The 17,932-nt window shown below is 72.7% G+C and carries 19 protein-coding genes; 11 read left to right on the top strand and 8 right to left on the bottom strand.

The features are described 5' to 3' along the window. Positions 1–52: 52 nt before the first annotated feature. The 3 genes from ACTVZO_RS26085 (at position 53) to hutH (ending at position 3,767) form a co-directional block, all read left to right on the top strand. Positions 53–853, top strand: a complete 801-nt coding sequence (locus tag ACTVZO_RS26085) for an enoyl-CoA hydratase/isomerase family protein (RefSeq protein WP_443300666.1) — start codon at positions 53–55, stop codon at positions 851–853. 173 nt (positions 854–1,026) lie between these two features. Further along, the gene (locus ACTVZO_RS26090) at positions 1,027–2,142 is read left to right on the top strand and encodes a diguanylate cyclase domain-containing protein (RefSeq protein WP_443300667.1); all 1,116 of its coding nucleotides are present in this window, start codon (positions 1,027–1,029) and stop codon (positions 2,140–2,142) included. Positions 2,143–2,225: 83 nt separating this feature from the next. Further along, positions 2,226–3,767: a histidine ammonia-lyase gene (hutH, locus tag ACTVZO_RS26095; RefSeq protein WP_443303269.1), complete on the top strand. Its 1,542-nt coding sequence runs from the start codon at positions 2,226–2,228 to the stop codon at positions 3,765–3,767. Between the two features lie 87 nt (positions 3,768–3,854). On the opposite strand, the gene ACTVZO_RS26100 is transcribed toward hutH, so the two are convergent. Next, entirely contained in the window at positions 3,855–4,175 is a 321-nt protein-coding gene (locus tag ACTVZO_RS26100; protein WP_443300668.1) for a hypothetical protein, read from the bottom strand. A gap of 146 nt (positions 4,176–4,321) precedes the next feature. On the opposite strand from ACTVZO_RS26100, the gene ACTVZO_RS26105 reads away from it, so the two are divergent. From ACTVZO_RS26105 to ACTVZO_RS26115, 3 genes are all read left to right on the top strand, one after another. Continuing rightward, positions 4,322–4,627: a hypothetical protein gene (locus ACTVZO_RS26105; protein ID WP_443300669.1), complete on the top strand. Its 306-nt coding sequence runs from the start codon at positions 4,322–4,324 to the stop codon at positions 4,625–4,627. A gap of 133 nt (positions 4,628–4,760) precedes the next feature. Next, positions 4,761–6,026, top strand: a complete 1,266-nt coding sequence (locus ACTVZO_RS26110; protein ID WP_443300670.1) for a L,D-transpeptidase — start codon at positions 4,761–4,763, stop codon at positions 6,024–6,026. A 174-nt stretch (positions 6,027–6,200) separates the two neighbouring features. Continuing rightward, a complete protein-coding gene (locus ACTVZO_RS26115) occupies positions 6,201–7,178 on the top strand; it encodes a GNAT family N-acetyltransferase (RefSeq protein WP_443300671.1) in 978 nt (325 codons plus the stop codon). Here ACTVZO_RS26115 and ACTVZO_RS26120 read toward each other — a convergent pair. Beyond that, a complete protein-coding gene (locus tag ACTVZO_RS26120) occupies positions 7,168–8,061 on the bottom strand; it encodes a helix-turn-helix transcriptional regulator (protein ID WP_443300672.1) in 894 nt (297 codons plus the stop codon). The genes ACTVZO_RS26115 and ACTVZO_RS26120 overlap by 11 nt on opposite strands. Before the next feature lie 159 nt (positions 8,062–8,220). Between ACTVZO_RS26120 and ACTVZO_RS26125 the strand changes: the two genes are divergently transcribed. Beyond that, a complete protein-coding gene (locus ACTVZO_RS26125) occupies positions 8,221–9,279 on the top strand; it encodes an NAD(P)-dependent alcohol dehydrogenase (protein WP_443300673.1) in 1,059 nt (352 codons plus the stop codon). A 6-nt stretch (positions 9,280–9,285) separates the two neighbouring features. Here the strand turns inward: ACTVZO_RS26125 and msrA are convergent, their stop codons facing one another. Beyond that, positions 9,286–9,948, bottom strand: coding sequence for a peptide-methionine (S)-S-oxide reductase MsrA (msrA, locus tag ACTVZO_RS26130; RefSeq protein ID WP_443300674.1), 663 nt, complete (start codon positions 9,946–9,948; stop codon positions 9,286–9,288). A 161-nt stretch (positions 9,949–10,109) separates the two neighbouring features. Continuing rightward, a complete protein-coding gene (locus ACTVZO_RS26135) occupies positions 10,110–11,243 on the bottom strand; it encodes a hypothetical protein (protein WP_443300675.1) in 1,134 nt (377 codons plus the stop codon). 108 nt (positions 11,244–11,351) lie between these two features. On the opposite strand from ACTVZO_RS26135, the gene ACTVZO_RS26140 reads away from it, so the two are divergent. Beyond that, positions 11,352–12,509: a cystathionine gamma-synthase gene (locus ACTVZO_RS26140; protein WP_443300676.1), complete on the top strand. Its 1,158-nt coding sequence runs from the start codon at positions 11,352–11,354 to the stop codon at positions 12,507–12,509. Between the two features lie 25 nt (positions 12,510–12,534). On the opposite strand, the gene ACTVZO_RS26145 is transcribed toward ACTVZO_RS26140, so the two are convergent. From ACTVZO_RS26145 to ACTVZO_RS26155, 3 genes are read right to left on the bottom strand one after another with little or no spacing between them, the layout of a single operon-like run. Continuing rightward, a complete protein-coding gene (locus ACTVZO_RS26145; protein ID WP_443300677.1) occupies positions 12,535–12,789 on the bottom strand; it encodes a hypothetical protein in 255 nt (84 codons plus the stop codon). Continuing rightward, a complete protein-coding gene (locus ACTVZO_RS26150) occupies positions 12,786–13,193 on the bottom strand; it encodes a sigma factor-like helix-turn-helix DNA-binding protein (RefSeq protein ID WP_443300678.1) in 408 nt (135 codons plus the stop codon). Before ACTVZO_RS26150 ends, ACTVZO_RS26145 begins: the two co-directional genes overlap by 4 nt. A gap of 41 nt (positions 13,194–13,234) precedes the next feature. Beyond that, a complete protein-coding gene (locus ACTVZO_RS26155; protein WP_443300679.1) occupies positions 13,235–13,756 on the bottom strand; it encodes a MarR family winged helix-turn-helix transcriptional regulator in 522 nt (173 codons plus the stop codon). A 260-nt stretch (positions 13,757–14,016) separates the two neighbouring features. On the opposite strand from ACTVZO_RS26155, the gene ilvA reads away from it, so the two are divergent. The 3 genes from ilvA (at position 14,017) to ACTVZO_RS26170 (ending at position 17,302) form a co-directional block, all read left to right on the top strand. Next, positions 14,017–15,249, top strand: coding sequence for a threonine ammonia-lyase (gene ilvA / locus ACTVZO_RS26160; protein ID WP_443300680.1), 1,233 nt, complete (start codon positions 14,017–14,019; stop codon positions 15,247–15,249). A 158-nt stretch (positions 15,250–15,407) separates the two neighbouring features. Next, on the top strand, positions 15,408–16,430 hold the full coding sequence (locus ACTVZO_RS26165) for an ATP-binding cassette domain-containing protein (RefSeq protein WP_443300681.1): 1,023 nt from the start codon (positions 15,408–15,410) through the stop codon (positions 16,428–16,430). Next, positions 16,427–17,302: an ABC transporter permease gene (locus tag ACTVZO_RS26170; RefSeq protein WP_443300682.1), complete on the top strand. Its 876-nt coding sequence runs from the start codon at positions 16,427–16,429 to the stop codon at positions 17,300–17,302. The genes ACTVZO_RS26165 and ACTVZO_RS26170 overlap by 4 nt, the downstream gene beginning before the upstream one ends. Positions 17,303–17,415: 113 nt before the next feature. On the opposite strand, the gene greA is transcribed toward ACTVZO_RS26170, so the two are convergent. Beyond that, on the bottom strand, positions 17,416–17,913 hold the full coding sequence (greA, locus tag ACTVZO_RS26175; RefSeq protein WP_069921688.1) for a transcription elongation factor GreA: 498 nt from the start codon (positions 17,911–17,913) through the stop codon (positions 17,416–17,418). Positions 17,914–17,932: the final 19 nt, after the last annotated feature.

Genomic DNA, 17,932 nt, shown 5'->3' on the forward strand with positions numbered 1-17,932 from the left:
CCCGCGCACTAGAGTGCGGCGATAACGCTCGTTAACCGGGAGGGTCGCAGGCATGTCTGAGCAGCGCTTCGGAGAGTTCGTCGCGGTACGCCGGGAGGGCGACGGGCACGTCGCGGAGCTGGCGATGGACCGCCCCAAGGCGATGAACGCGGTGTCCACGGAGATGGCCCGGTCCATCGGCGCGGCCTGCGCGGCGCTCGCGGCGGACCCGTCGGTGCGGGTGGTCGTGCTCTCCTCCACCGCGGAGCGGGCCTTCTGTGTGGGGGCGGACCTCAAGGAGCGGAACTCCCTCTCGGACGCCGAGCTGGTGCGGCAGCGGCCGACCACGCGCGGGGCGTACGGGGGCGTACTGGAGCTGCCGGTGCCCACGATCGCCGCCGTGCACGGCTTCGCCCTGGGCGGAGGCTTCGAGCTGGCCCTGGCCTGCGACGTGATCGTCGCCGACGAGAGCGCCGTGGTCGGGCTGCCCGAGGTGTCGGTGGGGGTGATCCCGGGCGGCGGGGGCACGCAGCTGCTGCCGCGCCGGGTGGGTGCGGCGCGGGCGGCCGAGCTGATCTTCACGGCGCGCCGGGTGGAGGCCGCCGAGGCGCTGTCGCTGGGGCTGGTGGACTCGGTGGTCCCGGCCGGGCAGGACAGGGCCGAGGCGCTGGCCCTGGCGGCCCGGATGGCGGCGAACTCGCCGGTGGGCCTGCGGGCGGCCAAGCGGGCGCTGCGGCTGGGGCACGGGATGGACCTGGCGGCCGGTCTGGAGATCGAGGACGCGGCCTGGCGGACGGTGGCCTTCTCGGGGGACCGGGCCGAGGGCGTGGCGGCGTTCAACGAGAAGCGGCAGCCGAACTGGCCCGGCGAGTAGCGCGTAGCGGGCGGCGGGCGGCGGGCGGCGGGCGGCGGGCGGCGGGCGGCGGGCGGCGAGTGGCGGGCGGCGGGCAGCCGGGCCGTGACCGCCGCTCACCGTTCGTGATCTTGCTGGTACCGAATGTCGCGCCGATTATCACCAAATCGGACAAAAGTCCCTAACCTGGGGTGATGGGAGTTGACGGGCGGCTGCGAGCCGTGGTGGGCCTCGCGCAGGCGATGGCCGCGGCGTGCGTGCCGCGCGACAGTGTGCGGGCGGCCGCGCGGGGCGCGCGGGTGGCGCTGGACGGCTCCTTCGCCGCGATCTCCGCGTGGGAGCGCGAGCGGGGCAGCCTGCGGGTGCTCGTGAACGAGGGGGAGCTGCGGCCGGGGGAGGAGGAGTTCCCCGAGGACGAGTCCTATCCCGTGCACGACTTCCCCGAGATCACCGAGTTCCTGCACGAGCGCTGGGTGGGCGGCGGCGGCCCGCACGCCTGGATCGAGAGCGCGGCCGGCGACCGGCCCGGGCGGCGCGGCGAGGCCCTGCGCCGCCGCGGCCGCGGCACCTGCGTGGTCGCCCCGATCGTGCTCAGCGGACGGGCCTGGGGCGAGCTGTACGTGGCGCGGGACGAGGGGCTGCCCGACTTCGACGAGGACGACGCCGAGTTCGCGACCGTCCTGGCGGCCGTGGTCGCGGCCGGCCTCGCCCAGAACGAACGCCTGGAGGAGGCCCGCCGCCTCGCCTTCACCGACCCGCTGACCGGCCTCGCCAACCGGCGGGCGGTCGACATGCGGCTCGACGAGGCCCTGGAGGAGCACCGGCGGACCGGAGCCGTGGTCAGCCTGGTGGTCTGCGACCTGAACGGCCTGAAGAAGGTCAACGACACCCTGGGCCACGCCACGGGCGACCGGCTGCTGGAGCGGTTCGGCTCGGTGCTGAGCCTGTGCGGGGCCATGCTGCCCGGCGCGCTGGTGGCCCGCCTCGGCGGTGACGAGTTCTGCCTGGTCGGGGTCGGCCCCACGGCGGACGAGGTGGTGCGGGTCACCGAGGAGCTGTGCACCCGGGCCGCCGAGCTGGACCTCGGTGAGGGCGTGGCCTGCGGGGTGGCCTCCACCGGGGACCCGATCGGGCTGGTGAAGTCCTCCCGTCGGCTGTTCCGGCTCGCGGACGCCGCCCAGTACAAGGCCAAGGCCGCGCGCTCCCCGAAGCCGGTGGTGGCGGGCCGGGACACCGCCGTGGTCCGCCTCGCGGACGCCGCCGCCGAAGCCGCCTCGGGCGAGCGCCGCCGCTTCCGGGGCCGCCCGTGAGCACTCCGGCGCCGGGTCGCCGAGAGGCCCCTCCGGAAGGGGTGACATGAAGCGATTCAATCCGTAGGGTGCTGAATATGGATATGCACACTGTCGTGGTGGGGACGTCCGGGACCACCGCCGAGGACGTCATCGCCGTGGCCCGCGGCAACGCGCGGGTCGAGCTGTCCGGCGAGGCGCTGGACGCCCTCGCCCGCGCCCGGGAGATCGTCGACGCGCTCGCCGCCAAGCCCGAGCCCGTCTACGGGGTGTCCACCGGCTTCGGCGCGCTGGCCTCCCGGCACATCAGCCCCGAGCTGCGCGCCCAGCTCCAGCGCAACATCGTCCGCTCGCACGCCGCCGGCATGGGCCCGCGCGTCGAGCGGGAGGTCGTCCGCGCGCTGATGTTCCTCCGGCTCAAGACCGTCGCCTCCGGGCACACCGGCGTACGGCCCTCCGTCGCGCAGACCATGGCCGACGTGCTCAACGCCGGGATCACCCCCGTCGTCCACGAGTACGGCTCCCTCGGCTGCTCCGGCGACCTCGCGCCGCTGTCCCACTGCGCGCTCGCGCTGATGGGCGAGGGCGACGCCGAGGGCCCGGACGGGGTCGTCCGCCCCGCCGGCGAACTGCTCGCCGAAGCCGGCATCGAGCCCGTCGAGCTCCGCGAGAAGGAGGGCCTGGCCCTCCTCAACGGCACCGACGGCATGCTCGGCATGCTGGTCATGGCCCTCGCCGACCTCGGCAAGCTCTACACCTCCGCCGACATCACCGCCGCGCTGACGCTGGAGGCGCTGCTCGGCACCGAGAAGGTGCTCCAGCCCGAGCTGCACGCCATCCGCCCGCACCCCGGCCAGGGCGCCTCCGCCGCCAACATGGCCGCCGTGCTGAAGGGGTCCGGGCTCACCGGGCACTTCCAGGAGGAGTCCGCCCCGCGCGTGCAGGACGCGTACTCCGTGCGCTGCGCCCCGCAGGTCGCGGGCGCCGGCCGCGACACCATGGCGCACGCCGCCCTGGTCGCCTCCCGCGAGCTGGCCGCCGCCGTCGACAACCCGGTGGTCCTGCCCGACGGACGGGTGGAGTCCAACGGCAACTTCCACGGCGCGCCCGTCGCCTACGTACTGGACTTCCTGGCCATCGCCGCCGCCGACCTCGGCTCCATCGCCGAGCGGCGCACCGACCGGCTGCTCGACAAGAACCGCTCGCACGGCCTGCCGCCGTTCCTCGCGGACGACGCCGGGGTGGACTCGGGGCTGATGATCGCCCAGTACACACAGGCCGCCCTGGTCAGCGAGATGAAGCGGCTCGCGGTGCCGGCCTCGGCCGACTCGATCCCCTCCTCCGCCATGCAGGAGGACCACGTCTCCATGGGCTGGTCGGCCGCGCGCAAGCTCCGTACCGCCGTGGACAACCTCACCCGGATCATCGCGATCGAGCTGTACGCGGCCACCCGCGCCATCGAGCTGCGCCACGGGCTCACCGCGGCCCCGGCGAGCCTCGCCGCGATCGGGGCGGCCCGCGCGGCGGGAGTGCAGGGTCCGGGGCCGGACCGGTTCCTCGCGCCCGACCTGGCCGCCGCCGACGAGTTCGTCCGTACGGGCGCCCTGGTGGCCGCGGTGGAGGGCGTGACGGGCCCGCTCGCCTGACGGCGGGCGGTGCGACGCACCACGGGCACGACGACGGCGAAGGGCCGCCCCGCTACCGGGGCGGCCCTTCGCCGTCGTCGCGGGCCCCTACGCGGTGCGGGAGCGGCGTACCGAGAAGGCCACGAACCCGGCCCCGACACCGAGGCAGAGCGTGCCGCCCAGGAGGTAGGGGGTGGTGTCGACGGAGCCGGTGTCGGCGAGGGCGACGGGCGCCTGCCGGCCCTGCGGTGCGTGATCCGGTCGCGGGTGCGTGGCCGTACGGGCCGCGTTCGCGGCGGCGGGCACGGGCACCCCGGAGTCGCCCTGGCCGGGCCCCGGCGCGGTGGCTCCCGCCGATGGCACGAACCACAGGGCGGCGAGGAGGGTGGTCGCTCCGAGAGCGGTGAGCAGCGGTCGGCGTGCGGACACGGTGCGATCCCCCTTGTGGCAGCAGCGAATTGGCCGTGTGCCGTGATGCTACGGAAAGGGGCGGGTCGTGGGAAAGTCAGGGCTTCCACGGGCTTACTCTCCGTCGTATGAACCCTTCTGAGACATCACGATACGTCCGGCTTCGGGTGGATTTGGTACTCGAAGTCCCGGACCCCCAGGCACTCACGGGAGCCGCGCTCGCGCACATCAAGGCCGACGAGTTCATGCCGGACGAGGAGCGCGGCCACGCCGAGTCCGCCGTGCGGGAGGACGAGTCGGAGGCGCTCGCCTACCTCGTCGACCCCACTGACCTGGTCGCCGACATCCCGGGCGTGGAGCTGGCGCAGGCCTCCTGGAGCAGCGAGCCCGTCGAATACGACCCCGAGTCCATGGAGTGGGACCTGGACGAGGAAGATGGTGACTTCGACGAGGAGAAGACCGACAACGCCTGACCGTGTGGTTGCCCACAATCCAACGGAATGTGGAACCGATCCGCTGCGTTAACGCGTTGTCAGGACGAGGCAGGGGGCCATGTCCCCTGCCCGGCCCAACCCCGGGACGGCAGCCTCGGGGTTTCCGGCAACGATGGAGTGGCGTGTGAGGACGGACAGCAAGCGGCGGAGAAGGTCCCTGGTGGCCGTATCCGCCGTGCTCGGCGGTGTACTGATGCTCTCGGCGTGCAACGGCGGGGGTGACAAGCCGAACGCGAGCGAGAGCAGCAAATCCCAGGCGGACGTCGACGCGGCGGCGGCCAAGGACACCTCCAAGGCCCGAATAGCCATCACGCCCAAGGACGGCGCCACCAACGTCGGTCTGAACGACTCGGCCAACGTCGCCGTCAGTGACGGCACGCTCACCCAGGTCGAGCTGAAGACCGCCGAGGGCGCGGCCGTGGCCGGCAAGATCGCCGCGGACGGCAAGAGCTGGAAGCCGGACGCCGCCCTCAAGCGCTCCACCAAGTACGCCCTGTCGGCGACCGCGAAGGACGCGGACGGCCGCGAGGCGCACGAGAACGCCTCCTTCACCACCGTCTCCCCGGAGAACAGCTTCATCGGCTCGTTCGTCCCGGACGAGGGCCAGACGGTCGGCGTGGGCATGCCGGTCTCGATCACCTTCAACAAGCCGATCAAGGACAAGAAGGCCGTCCAGGCGGCCATCTCCGTCTCCTCCAGCAGCAACCAGGAGGTCGTCGGCCACTGGTTCGGCTCGCAGCGGCTGGACTTCCGCCCCGAGCAGTACTGGCAGGCCAACTCCACCGTCACGCTGAAGCTGGCGCTGGAGGGCGTGCAGGGCGCACCCGGCATCCAGGGCGTCCAGAGCAAGACCGTCACCTTCAAGATCGGCCGCAGCCAGGTCTCCACGGTCGACACGAAGACGAAGAAGATGACGATCACCCGGGACGGCGCGGTCCTCAAGACCATCCCGATCTCGGCGGGCTCCCCGGAGAACCCGACGTACAACGGTCAGATGGTGGTCTCCGAGAAGTTCAAGGAGACCCGGATGAACGGCGCCACCGTCGGCTTCACGGACGACGACGGCAAGGGCGAGTACGACATCAAGGACGTCCCGCACGCGATGCGGCTGTCCACCTCGGGCACCTTCATCCACGGCAACTACTGGGGACCCGACTCGGTCTTCGGCAGCGCCAACACCAGCCACGGCTGCGTCGGTCTGAACGACGTGAAGGGCGCGGGCGACCCGAACCAGCAGGCCGCCTGGTTCTACGACAACACGCTCATCGGCGACGTGGTCACCGTGGTCAACTCCCCGGACAAGACCATCGCCCCGGACAACGGCCTCAACGGCTGGAACATGAGCTGGTCGGAGTGGAAGGCGGGCGCGGCCGTCTGACGGCACGTCCGACGTCCCTCCCCGAGGGCTCGCAGCACATCCGGCGGACGGCCGGGAACCCCACCGGTTCCCGGCCGTCCGCCGTTCGCACGCGGCCCAACGGCCGGACGCGACCGGGTGACGGTGACCGAAAACGCCTGACCACAGGCCCTGGAGTCTGACTAGGGTCGGGGGATGGAGATCCAAGCCCTGCCCGTGCCCCCGACCAACACCCAGGTGGACGACTGGTGGGCGGTCCTGGTCGCCGCCTCGGCAGCCGACCTGCCGCAGCTGCCCGCGCCCACCCGGCTGGAGGTCGCCGGGCGGCTGTGCGTGGCACCCGCCCGCGGCCGGGCCGCGCTCTGGGCGGCGGACGGGGGACGGGGCGTGGCGGGCCTGCTCCTGTTCACCGACGAGGCGAACCGCCACACCGCCTACCTGGACGTGCTGACGGTACGTCCGGACGCCCGCCGGCAGGGCATCGCCACCGCCCTGTGGCAGCGGGTCCGCGAGGAACTGCTCGCGCAGGGGCGCACCTCGGTCGGCACGGTCGCGGACCTGGGGGGCCCGGGGCAGGCGTTCGCGGAATCGCTCGGGTTCGAGAACGTCCTGCCCATGGCCTGGTACACGCAGGACGTGCCGCCCGGGCAAGCGGGCAGGGGCGCGGCGCGGAGCGCGGTCCCGGCCACCCCCGGCTACGAACTGCACGCCTGGCACGGCCTGGTGCACGACGACTGGGCGGACGCGGTGGCCAGGGCCCACGGGGCGATGGAGGACGCGCCGATGGGGGACGTGGACGAGAAGATCGAGTCCTGGACGGCCGAGCGGCTGCACGCGGCGCACCGGCTGATCCTGGACCGGGGCGGCGAGCTGACCACGGTCGCCGCGGTCACCGCGACGGGCGAAGTGGCCGCGTACACGGAGCTGGTGCTGCCGGACCCCGACGGCCCCCGCGCCCTCCAGTACGACACGGTCGTCGTACCCGCCCACCGGGGCCACGGCCTCGGACGCGCGGTGAAGCTCCGCATGCTGGAGCTGGCCGCGCACCGCTACCCCGCGCTGCGGCAGATCGCCACGACCGTCGCGGACGAGAACACCCCGATGCGCACGGTGAACGAGGCCCTGGGCTACCGCCACGAACGCGGCGCCGCCTACTACCAGCTCAAGCTGTAGCGGCGGGGTCCCGGTCCGCCCCGGCCCCCGCCCCGCCGGAAGGGGCGGACCACGACGACAGCAGGCGCAGGGCGTCCTCGGACGGGGAGCCCGGCGCCGCGTGGAAGGTGACCAGGAACTGCGCCGGATCGTCCGGCAGCGCCAGCCGCTCGAAGTGCAGGTCCAGTCGGCCCACCAGCGGATGCCGCAGCCTCTTCAGCCCGTGCGTCTTGTCCGCCACCGTGTGCGCCGCCCACAGCCGCCGGAACTCCTCGTTCTTCACCGAGAGCTCCCCGACCAGCGCCGACAGCCGCTCGTCGTCCGGGTGCTGGCCCGCGTACATCCGCAGGTTGCTCACCACCTCGCAGGCCCGGCACTCCCACTCCGCGTACAGCTCGGCCGTCGCCGGGTCCAGGAACACCAGGCGCACGAGGTTGCGCTCCTGCACGGGCAGTGCCCCGAAGTCCCCGAACACGGCCGCCGCGAGCCGGTTCCAGGCCAGCACGTCCTGCCGGCGGCCCACCAGATAGGCCGGTACGCCGTCCATCGCGTCCATCAGCGTCCGCAGTTCCGGCCGGACCTGCTGCGGCCGGTGGCTCTGGCGGCGCCGGCGCGCCTGCGGGCGGGCCAGATCGGTCAGGTGGGCGCGCTCCGTGCCGTCCAGCCGCAGCGCCTGCGCGAGGGCGTCCAGGACCTCCGCGGACACGTTGTGCCCGCTGCCCTGCTCCAGGCGCGTGTAGTACGCGACCGACACCCCTGCCAGCAGCGCCAGTTCCTCGCGGCGCAGGCCCGGGACGCGCCGGTGGCGCCCGTAGTCGCGCAGGCCCACGTCCTCGGGGCGCAGCCGGGCCCGGCGGCTGCGGAGGAACTCGCCGAGCTCGGCTCGCTGATCACGCTGGTCCATGCCGTCAGTATCGCCGGACCGCCCGGCACGGCGCGGCGCTGTTCCTGACCCCGCCAGGGGTAGGTCCGCCAGTCCTAGGCAGGGCAGGGGGCTGGGTGGACGGGGACCGGAGGGGCAGGCTGTCACGTACAGACCAGCACCACCCCGAGGAGCCCCCACATGTCCGTGCCCGTCCCCGCCACCCGGGTCGCCGCCTACGCCGCGCCGGCTCCCAAGGCCCCGCTGGAGCGCACCACCGTCCCGCGCCGCCCCGTCGGCGAGCACGACGTCCTGATCGACATCAAGTACGCCGGCATCTGCCACTCCGACATCCACCAGGTCCGTGACGGCTGGCGCGAGGGCATCTACCCGATGGTCCCCGGGCACGAGATCGCCGGGGTCGTCGCCGAAGTCGGGCCGGGCGTCACGAGGTTCGCGGTCGGGGACCGGGTGGGCGTCGGCGTCTTCGTCGACTCCTGCCGCGCGTGCGAGTACTGCCTGCGCGGGGACGAGCACTTCTGCACCGAGGGCACCACGGGCACGTACAACGCGCTCGACCGGAACGGCGAGCCCACGTACGGCGGTTACTCCACCCGCATCGTCGTCGACGAGAACTACACCGTCCGCATCCCCGAAGGCCTGGCCCTGGACGTCGCCGCGCCGCTGCTGTGCGCCGGCATCACCCTGTACTCGCCGCTCCGCCACTGGCAGGCGGGCCCCGGCAAGAAGGTCGCCGTCGTCGGCCTGGGCGGCCTCGGGCACATGGGCGTGAAGATCGCGGCGGCCCTGGGGGCGGAGGTCACCGTCCTGTCCCAGTCCCTGCGCAAGCGGGAGGACGGCCTCAACCTCGGCGCGGCCCACTACTACGCCACCAACGACGAGACCACCTTCGAGGAGCTGGCCGGCACCTTCGACCTGATCCTGTCCACGGTCTCCGCGCCGCTCGGCCTGGACGCCTACCTGGCCCTGCTGAAGGTCGACGGCGCCCTGGTGAACGTCGGAGCCCCGGAGGAGCCGGTCGCGCTCGACCTCTTCTCCGTCATCGACGGCCGCAAGACCCTGGCCGGCTCGATGATCGGCGGAATCGCCGAAACCCAGGAGATGCTCGACTTCTGCGCCGCGCACGGCCTGGGCTCGGAGATCGAACTGATCCGCGCGGAGCAGGTCAACGAGGCGTACGAACGCGTCCTGGCGAGCGACGTCCGCTACCGCTTCGTGATCGACACCTCCACGATCTGACCCGGCCTACTGGGCCGGGGCCACGCCGATCGGGCAGCTCACGCCTGTGCCGCCGATGCCGCAGTAGCCGCCGGGGTTCTTGTCGAGGTACTGCTGGTGGTGGGCTTCGGCCGGCCAGAAGGGGCGGTCCGTCGCCGGGAGGACCGCCGTGGTGATCCGGCCGTGGCCCGAGGCGGTCAGGACCTGCTGGTAGGCCTCGCGGGAGGTTTCCGCCGCCTGCTGGTGGGCGGGGGTGTGGGTGTAGACCGCCGAGCGGTACTGGGTGCCCACGTCGTTGCCCTGGCGGAAGCCCTGGGTCGGGTCGTGGGACTCCCAGAACAGCTTGAGGAGCGTGGCGTACGAGACCTGCGCCGGGTCGAAGACCACGCGGACGGCCTCCGTGTGGCCGGTCCGGCCCGAGCAGACCTCCTCGTAGGTCGGGTTCTCGGTGAAGCCGCCCTGGTAGCCGACCAGGGTGGTCCAGACCCCCGGGGTCTGCCAGAACTTGCGCTCCGCGCCCCAGAAACAGCCCAGCCCGAAGTCGGCGACCTCGAGGCCTTCGGGGTAGGGGCCGGCCAGCGGGTTGCCCAGCACGGTGTGCTTCACGGGCAGGTCGAACAGGGGTTGCGAGCGGCCCTTCAGGGCCTCCTCGCGGGTGGGGAGCTCGGGCGTGCGGCGGTACGAGAACATGGATTCCCTCCTTGTGCGCATGACAACGGGGACGGAGGGGTCCGGATTCCCGGCCCGGCCGTCCCCGGCCCGCGCGTTACCGTTCCGTAAGGTTCGGGGCGCTTCGGGGCGCTTCGGGGCGCTTCGGGGAGGTTCCGTGAGGTTCCGTGAGGTCCGCGGACTCAGTGCGGCAGCGTCGCCGGGGAGCCGCCGTTCGCCTCGTAGCCCGCCACCGCCAGCGCCCGGTACACCGCGTACTGCGCCGCCGGGTCCTCCGAGGCCGACCAGGGCAGGGCTCCCACGTAGCCGTCCACGTGCCGCACCTGCTCCATCGCCTCCGCCCAGCGCTCCATGTTGACCAGGAACAGCAGCAACAGGTGCCGTACGTGCGCCAGCATCGGGTCGTCCTGGCGCGCCGTGTGGACCGCGTACAGCGCGCCCTCCACCGCCCGCGTCACGACGGCGCTCTGGTAGAAGCTCCCGATCAGGACCACGTCCGGCAGGTTTTCGTACACCGCGAACAGCGGAAGCGCCGCCAGCAGCGAGCCCTGCGGGGCGCGGGCCGCGGCCGCGTGCGAGAAGGCGTCCGCGTGCTCCCGCGAGCCGTGCCACTTCCCGCACCAGTAGTGCAGCGCCGCCAGGTGCGCGCCCATGTGCGCCGGAGCCCGGTCCATGACCTTCGCCCACAGCACGTCGAACTCCGCCTCCGAGTAGGCGAGCCCCCGCGCGATCGCCAGCTCCGTGATGTACGGCACCGGGTCGCCCGGCGACAGCAGCGCCGCCTTGCGGCAGACCTCCCGCGCCTCCTCCAGGATGATCCGGTGGTCCTCCGAGCCGACCCCGCCCGAGCTCCGCCAGGCCTGCTGCACCAGCAGTTCCGCGTGCACCTGCGCGCCGCCCGCGTCCTTCTCCGCCTCCAGCCGCCACGCCTTCAGCCACTGCGCGCCCACCCCGGGCTGCTCTGGGGGCACCTCCCGGCGGTAGCCGGGGGACAGCTCCAGCGCCGCCGCCCCGCCGAAGGCCTGCACGCGCTGCCAGCGTTGCTCGCCGTCCTTCGGGGTCCCGGCGAGCAGCTGCGAGGCCGCCTGCCACCGGCCGGTGCCGCGGACGTTGTCCAGGGCGTCCATCAGGTCCTGGTCCGGCCCGGGGATCCGGATGTCGAGATCCTCCTGCGGGTCGAATCCGTAGGCCGCGGGGTCGGCGGCGTCGGGGCTGTCCGGGGCGACCAGCCGGATACCGCCCCGCTTGCGCCGTATGTACGGACTGATGACGAACACGACCATGAGGATCGCGAACAGGAACCACAGAATCTCCATGCCTCAAGCGAACCAGACCGAGGGGGTCGCAGGCCAATGGCCTCCCGCCGGCGGTCCACGGCCCGGCCGGGAGAGCGACGGTCCCCAGGCGGGGCTTAGGCTCAGCCCATGAGCGACGACAGCCACGAGCACCAGAGCTTCGAGACCCGCGCGATCCACGCGGGCAACACGGCGGACCCGCTGACCGGCGCGGTCGTACCGCCGATCTACCAGGTATCCACGTACAAGCAGGACGGCGTCGGGGGCCTGCGCGGCGGCTACGAGTACAGCCGCAGCGCCAACCCGACCCGCACCGCGCTGGAGGAGAACCTCGCGGCGCTGGAGGGCGGCCGGCGCGGCCTCGCCTTCGCGTCCGGGCTCGCCGCCGAGGACTGCCTGCTGCGCACGATGCTCTCCCCGGGCGACCACGTGGTCATCCCCAACGACGCCTACGGCGGCACCTTCCGCCTCTTCGCGAAGGTCGTCTCCCGCTGGGGCGTCGAGTGGTCGGTGGCCGACACCTCCGACGCGGACGCCGTGCGCGCCGCCATCACCCCCAAGACCAAGCTCATCTGGGTCGAGACCCCGTCCAACCCGCTGCTCGGCATCACCGACATCGCCGTGGTCGCCGACATCGCGCGCACGGCCGGGGCCCGGCTGGTCGTGGACAACACCTTCGCCTCCCCCTACCTCCAGCAGCCCCTCGCGCTGGGCGCGGACGTGGTCCTGCACTCGCTGACCAAGTACATGGGCGGCCACTCCGACGTGGTCGGCGGCGCGCTGGTCACCGCCGACGCGGCGCTGGGCGAGGAGCTGGCCTACCACCAGAACGCCATGGGCGCGGTCGCCGGGCCGTTCGACTCGTGGATCGTGCTGCGCGGCATCAAGACCCTGGCCGTGCGCATGGACCGGCACGCGGAGAACGCGGCCAAGGTCGCCGAGATGCTGACCCGCCACCCCAAGGTCACCCAGGTCCTCTACCCGGGCCTGCCGGAGCACCCGGGCCACGACATCGCCGCCAAGCAGATGCGCAACTTCGGCGGGATGATCTCCTTCCGGGTCGCCGGCGGCGAGGAGGCGGCGGTCGAGGTCTGCAACCGCGCCAAGCTGTTCACGCTGGGCGAGTCCCTCGGCGGCGTCGAGTCCCTCATCGAGCACCCCGGCCGCATGACGCACGCGTCCGTGGTCGGTTCGGCCCTCGAGGTCCCGGCGGACCTGGTCCGCCTGTCGGTGGGCATCGAGAACGCCGACGACCTCCTCGCGGACCTGGCCCAGGCCCTGGGCTGACCGCCGTTCCCCTGGAGGGCTGGGCTCACCAGCCCTCCAGGGGCGGCGAGACGTCCGCGGGCGGCGTGGCCCACGGCTGGGTCAGCACGGCCCAGACCGTGAAGGCCACCGCCGCCGCGAAGAGCAGCGCCCAGCCGAACCCGCGGAGCATCCGGCGGCGGCGCAGCATGCGGTCGCCGCGGGCCGCCGCGCCGGCCGCCAGACCCGCCGGGACCACCGGGTACGGGCCCTCCATCAGCTGCCTGACCCGGGCTTCCTTCCGGTCCGGGAACCCGCTCACCGCAGCTCCGCCACGGCCCGGTTGCACAGCACCCGCACCCGCTCGGCCGGCAGCCCCAGCTGCGCCGCCGTGACCTCCTCCGCGAGTCCCTCGTAGATCCGCAGCACGAGGACGAGCCGCTCCAGCGGGCTCAGCCGGGCCAGCACCCCGTGGCCGCCCTGGTGGCGGCGGCCGGTGCGGGCGAAGGCGCCGCACAGCTCCTGGCGCGTGAAGTCGTACGGATCGTCGCCGCGCAGCCGGTCCCAGTCCGCGTACGTACGGGCCAGCGCGCCCGCCAGCAGCCGGGCCGCGGCCTCCGGCTCACCGGTCAGCAGAATCGCGACGTGCAGCAGCCGCCCCGCCGCACCCGCGACGAAGGCCTGGAACTCCGTGTAGGAGCCCGCCCGTTGGTCAACCGCCCGCATGCCTCACATAGTGCGGGCAGCGGGTCCGTCCGGGTCAAGGGTCAGGACGCCGGGCCGGCGTCGGCGACCGCCGCCATCAGATCCGACAGCGACAGGTTGAAGCGGGTCAGCAGCTTCGTGAAGGACTCGCGCTCCTGCTCGCTCCACTCCTCCGTCACGCGCGCCATCAGCTCGCGCCGCGAGGAGCGCACCTCCTCCAGCCGCGCGAGCCCGCGCGGGGACAGCGCGAGCACCACGGCCCGCCCGTCCTCGGGGTGCGAGGTCCGCTTGACCAGGCCGCCGTCGACCAGTGGCGCGACCTGCCGGGTCACGGTCGAGGAGTCGATGCCCATGCCGCCGGCGAGCGCCTTGACGCCCATCGGCCCCTCCAGGTCGAGCCGGTTCAGCAGCAGGTACGCGGCCCGGTCCATGGAGTTGCGGGCCTGGCCGACACCGCCCAGGCGGGTCTGCTCGGCGCGCCGCGCGAAGACCGCCACCTGGTGCTGGAGCGCGTCGAGGAGACCGGCTCCGGCCGGCGCTTCGCCCGCCACGGGCAGATCGGAATTGGCCGGGGATGAAGGCATGGCCGTGGGCTCTCTTCGCATGGGTCCGACAAGGATGGGGGACAGCGTACGCGGCCGTGCGGCGGCTCGTACGGCTCGTACGAGAACTGGTACGGCCGGTCCGCGAGGCCGCTCCGGGGCCGTCCCGGATGGCGTGATTTCGCCCCTCTCGCACCCCTCGCGCTGTCACGCGCACCCTCACGCGAGCCCCCACGCGCACCTCACGCGCACCCCCTCCGGCGCACCGAGCCCGGCCGTGCGCGTGCTGCGAGACTGACGGCATGAACTACCGCGTGCCCGAGCCCGTCCCGCAGGTCATCCTCGACGACGTCCGGGGGGCTCAGAAGATGCTCTCCGGCGTGTCCCGGGTGACCGCGATGGAGGGCAGCCGGCACCTCTCCTCGCTCACCGGCTCCCCGGTCCACCTCAAGTGCGAGAACCTCCAGCGCACCGGCTCCTTCAAGCTGCGCGGCGCGTACGTGCGCATCGCCGGGCTGCGCCCCGAGCAGCGGGCCGCCGGTGTCGTGGCGGCCAGCGCCGGCAACCACGCCCAGGGCGTGGCTCTGGCCTCCTCCCTCCTCGGGGTCCGTTCCACGGTGTTCATGCCCCTCGGAGCGCCGCTGCCCAAGGTCGCCGCGACCCAGGAGTACGGCGCCGAGGTGCGCATGCACGGGCACGTCGTCGACGAGACCCTGGCCGCCGCCCAGGACTACGCGGACCGCACCGGGGCGGTGTTCATCCACCCCTTCGACCACCGCGACATCATCGCGGGCCAGGGCACGGTGGGCCTGGAGATCCTCGAGCAGTGCCCCGAGGTGCGCACGATCCTCGTCGGCATCGGCGGCGGCGGTCTCGCGGCCGGTGTCGCGGTCGCCGTGAAGGCGCTGCGTCCCGACGTGAAGGTGATCGGCGTCCAGGCGGCGGGCGCGGCCGCCTACCCGCCCTCGCTGAAGATCGGGCACCCGGTGTCCATCGACAACCCGAACACGATGGCGGACGGCATCAAGGTCGGCCGTCCCGGCGACATCCCCTTCAGAATCATCGGTGATCTCCTCGACGACGTGCGTACGGTGTCCGAGGACGCGCTCTCCAGTGCCCTGCTGCTGTGCCTGGAGCGGGCCAAGCTGGTGGTCGAGCCGGCCGGGTGCAGCCCGGTCGCCGCGCTGCTGAGCGAGCCCGAACGGTACGGCGGGGGGCCGGTGGTGGCCGTCCTGTCGGGCGGGAACATCGACCCGCTGCTGCTCCAGCGGATCCTGCGGCACGGCATGGCGGCGGCGGGCCGGTACCTGTCGCTGCGGCTGCGCGTGGCGGACCGGCCGGGGGCACTGGCCGGGCTCCTGGGGGTGTTGTCAGTGGTGGATGCGAACGTACTCGACGTGAGCCATGTACGGACCGACCCGCGGCTCGGGCTCACGGAGGTGGAGGTGGAGCTGCACCTGGAGACGAAGGGCCCGGAGCACTGCGCGGAGGTCGCGCGCTCGCTGCACAGCGCGGGGTACAAGGTGATGAGCTGAGGCTGGCGGCTCGCGATATAACGCGATAACGTGCGCCGGGTGGCGGGGAGGGCGGAGCCGTGTCCCCGCCGGGCCGGGCGAGGGATGCCCGGCGCCCATAAGCTTTGCCTACGAATGACCGGATTTCAGCTGGCCCGATTCACACTGGGAGAATCCTCATGCCAGGCGCGATCTACGCCGAAGGGCTGGTCAAGACCTTCGGCGACGTACGGGCATTGGACGGCGTCGACCTCGATGTTCCGGAGGGCACCGTCCTGGGTCTGCTCGGCCCCAACGGCGCGGGCAAGACCACGACCGTGCGCGTCCTCACCACCCTGCTCCGCCCCGACAGCGGCAAGGCCGTCGTCGCCGGCATAGACGTACTCAAACACCCCAACGAGGTCCGCCGCGCGATAGGCCTGTCCGGCCAGTTCGCCGCCGTCGACGAGTACCTCACCGGCCGCGAGAACCTCCAGATGGTCGGCCAGCTCTACCAGATGAAGGCCAAGGCCGCGAAGGCCCGGGCCGACGAACTCCTCGAGCGCTTCAACCTCTCCGACGCCGCCGACCGCACCGCCAAGACCTACTCCGGCGGCATGCGCAGGCGCCTGGACCTCGCGGCGGCCCTCGTCGTCAGCCCGCCCGTGATGTTCATGGACGAGCCGACCACCGGACTCGACCCCCGCAACCGTCAGCAGCTGTGGGGCATCATCCAGGAACTGGTCGCCGGCGGCACCACCCTGCTGCTCACCACCCAGTACCTGGAGGAGGCCGACCACCTCGCCCACGACATCTGCGTGGTCGACCACGGCAAGGTCATCGCGCGCGGCACCTCCGACCAGCTCAAGGCCCGTACGGGCGGCGAGCGCGTGGAGGTCGTCGTCCACGAACGGGACCACATCGCCACCGCCCGCGAGATCCTCGCCGGCTTCGGCAAGGGCGAGACCACCGTCGAGGAGCACACCCGCAAGCTCACCGTGCCCGTCTCGGGCGGCGCCAAGCTGCTCGCCGAGGTCATCCGCGAGCTGGACGGCCGGGGCATCGAGATCGACGACATCGGGCTGCGCCGCCCGACCCTCGACGACGTGTTCATCTCCCTGACCGGCCACGCGGCCGAACGCGACACCGAAGAGAACGGCGACGGCGAGCCCGCCGCCGACGCCAAGGGCCGCAAGGCGCCGCGGAAGGAGAAGGCGAAGTGACCATCACCTCCCCGACCCCGGGCTCCTCCCCGGTCCAGGACCTGGCCGCGCCCCGCCCGCGCGGCGGCGTGGTCCAGGGCGTCAACGACTCCCTCGTGATCGCCAAGCGCAACCTGATCCGCATGTCCCGGATCCCCGAGATGATCATCTTCGGCGTGATCCAGCCGGTCATGTTCGTCGTGCTCTTCAGCTACGTCTTCGGCGGCTCCATCAGCGTCGGCGGAAACACCTCGCCCGCCGCCTACCGCGAGTTCCTGATGGCCGGCATCTTCGCCCAGACCGTCACCTTCGCCACCGCCGGCGCGGGCGCGGGCATCGCGGACGATATGCACAAGGGCCTGATCGACCGGTTCCGCTCGCTGCCCATGGCCCGCGGCGCGGTCCTGACCGGACGGACGCTCGCCGACCTCGTCCAGACCGCGCTGACCATCGTGGTCCTCGCGATCGTGGCCCTGATCGTCGGCTGGCGCACCCACACGAGCATCGGTGAGGTCCTCGCCGGCTTCGCGCTGCTGCTCCTGCTCGGCTACGCCTTCTCCTGGATCGGCGCCCTGATCGGCCTGTCGGTGCGCACCCCGGAGGCGGCCACCTCGGGCGGCCTGATCTGGCTCTTCCCGCTGACGTTCATCTCGAACGCCTTCGTCCCCTCCGACAACATGCCGACCTTCCTGCGGCACATCGCGGAGTGGAACCCCTTCAGCGCCACCGTCCAGGCGGCCCGCGAGCTGTTCGGCAACCTCCCGCCGGGTTACGAGGCCCCGGCGGCCTGGCCGATGCAGAACCCGGTCCTGGCGTCCGTCCTCTGGTCGCTGCTGATCATCGTGGTCTTCCGGACCCTGGCGGTCCGCAAGTACCGCTCGGCGACCGCGTAGGCAGCGGGCGGACCCGTACGAAGACCCGTACGCGGGCCGTACGCGGGCCGTACGCACCGATGCCCGGCCGGGGAGGACCCGGCCGGGCATCGGCGTGTGAAGAGGGTGGGTGATCAGCCGGTGAAGGGCTTGACGTCGAGGATCTTGACGGAGGCCTTCTTGCCGTTCGGCAGCTCGTACTCGGCGTCCTCGCCGATCGCCTTGCCCAGCACACCGCTGCCGAGCGGGGACTGGGGCGAGTACGTCTCGAAGTCCGAGGACGCGTACTCGCGCGAGGCCAGCAGGAACTCCATGGTGTCGTCCTCGTCGCCATCGAAGGCGATCTTGACGAGAGTGCCGGGGGCCACCACGCCCTCGGCGGCGGGCGCGGTCCCGACCTTGGCGTTCTCCAGGAGCTGCGTCAGCTGTCGGACACGGAGCTCCTGCTTGCCCTGCTCTTCCTTCGCCGCGTGGTAACCGCCGTTCTCGCGCAGGTCGCCCTCCTCGCGGGCGGCTGCGATCTTCGTGGCGATCTCCGTGCGTGCGGGACCAGAGAGGTAGTCCAGCTCTGCCTTCAGCTGGTCGTACGCCGCCTGGGTCAGCCAGGTGACGCTTTCGCTCGTCTGGGTCACGGGTGCTCCTCGTCGGTAC

Source organism: Streptomyces sp. IBSNAI002, from assembly GCF_052244475.1.
Taxonomy (GTDB): domain Bacteria; phylum Actinomycetota; class Actinomycetes; order Streptomycetales; family Streptomycetaceae; genus Streptomyces.

Excerpts from the sequence above, each read along its gene's own strand:
- ACTVZO_RS26085 (WP_443300666.1), top strand. The coding sequence starts at position 53 with ATGTCTGAGCAGCGCTTCGGAGAGTTCGTCGCGGTACGCCGGGAGGGC.
- ACTVZO_RS26090 (WP_443300667.1), top strand. The coding sequence starts at position 1,027 with ATGGGAGTTGACGGGCGGCTGCGAGCCGTGGTGGGCCTCGCGCAGGCG.
- hutH (WP_443303269.1), top strand. The coding sequence starts at position 2,226 with ATGCACACTGTCGTGGTGGGGACGTCCGGGACCACCGCCGAGGACGTC.
- ACTVZO_RS26110 (WP_443300670.1), top strand. The coding sequence starts at position 4,761 with ATGGAGTGGCGTGTGAGGACGGACAGCAAGCGGCGGAGAAGGTCCCTG.
- ACTVZO_RS26115 (WP_443300671.1), top strand. The coding sequence starts at position 6,201 with ATGGAGATCCAAGCCCTGCCCGTGCCCCCGACCAACACCCAGGTGGAC.
- ACTVZO_RS26120 (WP_443300672.1), bottom strand. The coding sequence starts at position 8,061 with ATGGACCAGCGTGATCAGCGAGCCGAGCTCGGCGAGTTCCTCCGCAGC.
- ACTVZO_RS26125 (WP_443300673.1), top strand. The coding sequence starts at position 8,221 with ATGTCCGTGCCCGTCCCCGCCACCCGGGTCGCCGCCTACGCCGCGCCG.
- msrA (WP_443300674.1), bottom strand. The coding sequence starts at position 9,948 with ATGTTCTCGTACCGCCGCACGCCCGAGCTCCCCACCCGCGAGGAGGCC.
- ACTVZO_RS26135 (WP_443300675.1), bottom strand. The coding sequence starts at position 11,243 with ATGGAGATTCTGTGGTTCCTGTTCGCGATCCTCATGGTCGTGTTCGTC.
- ACTVZO_RS26140 (WP_443300676.1), top strand. The coding sequence starts at position 11,352 with ATGAGCGACGACAGCCACGAGCACCAGAGCTTCGAGACCCGCGCGATC.
- ACTVZO_RS26150 (WP_443300678.1), bottom strand. The coding sequence starts at position 13,193 with ATGCGGGCGGTTGACCAACGGGCGGGCTCCTACACGGAGTTCCAGGCC.
- ACTVZO_RS26155 (WP_443300679.1), bottom strand. The coding sequence starts at position 13,756 with ATGCCTTCATCCCCGGCCAATTCCGATCTGCCCGTGGCGGGCGAAGCG.
- ilvA (WP_443300680.1), top strand. The coding sequence starts at position 14,017 with ATGAACTACCGCGTGCCCGAGCCCGTCCCGCAGGTCATCCTCGACGAC.
- ACTVZO_RS26165 (WP_443300681.1), top strand. The coding sequence starts at position 15,408 with ATGCCAGGCGCGATCTACGCCGAAGGGCTGGTCAAGACCTTCGGCGAC.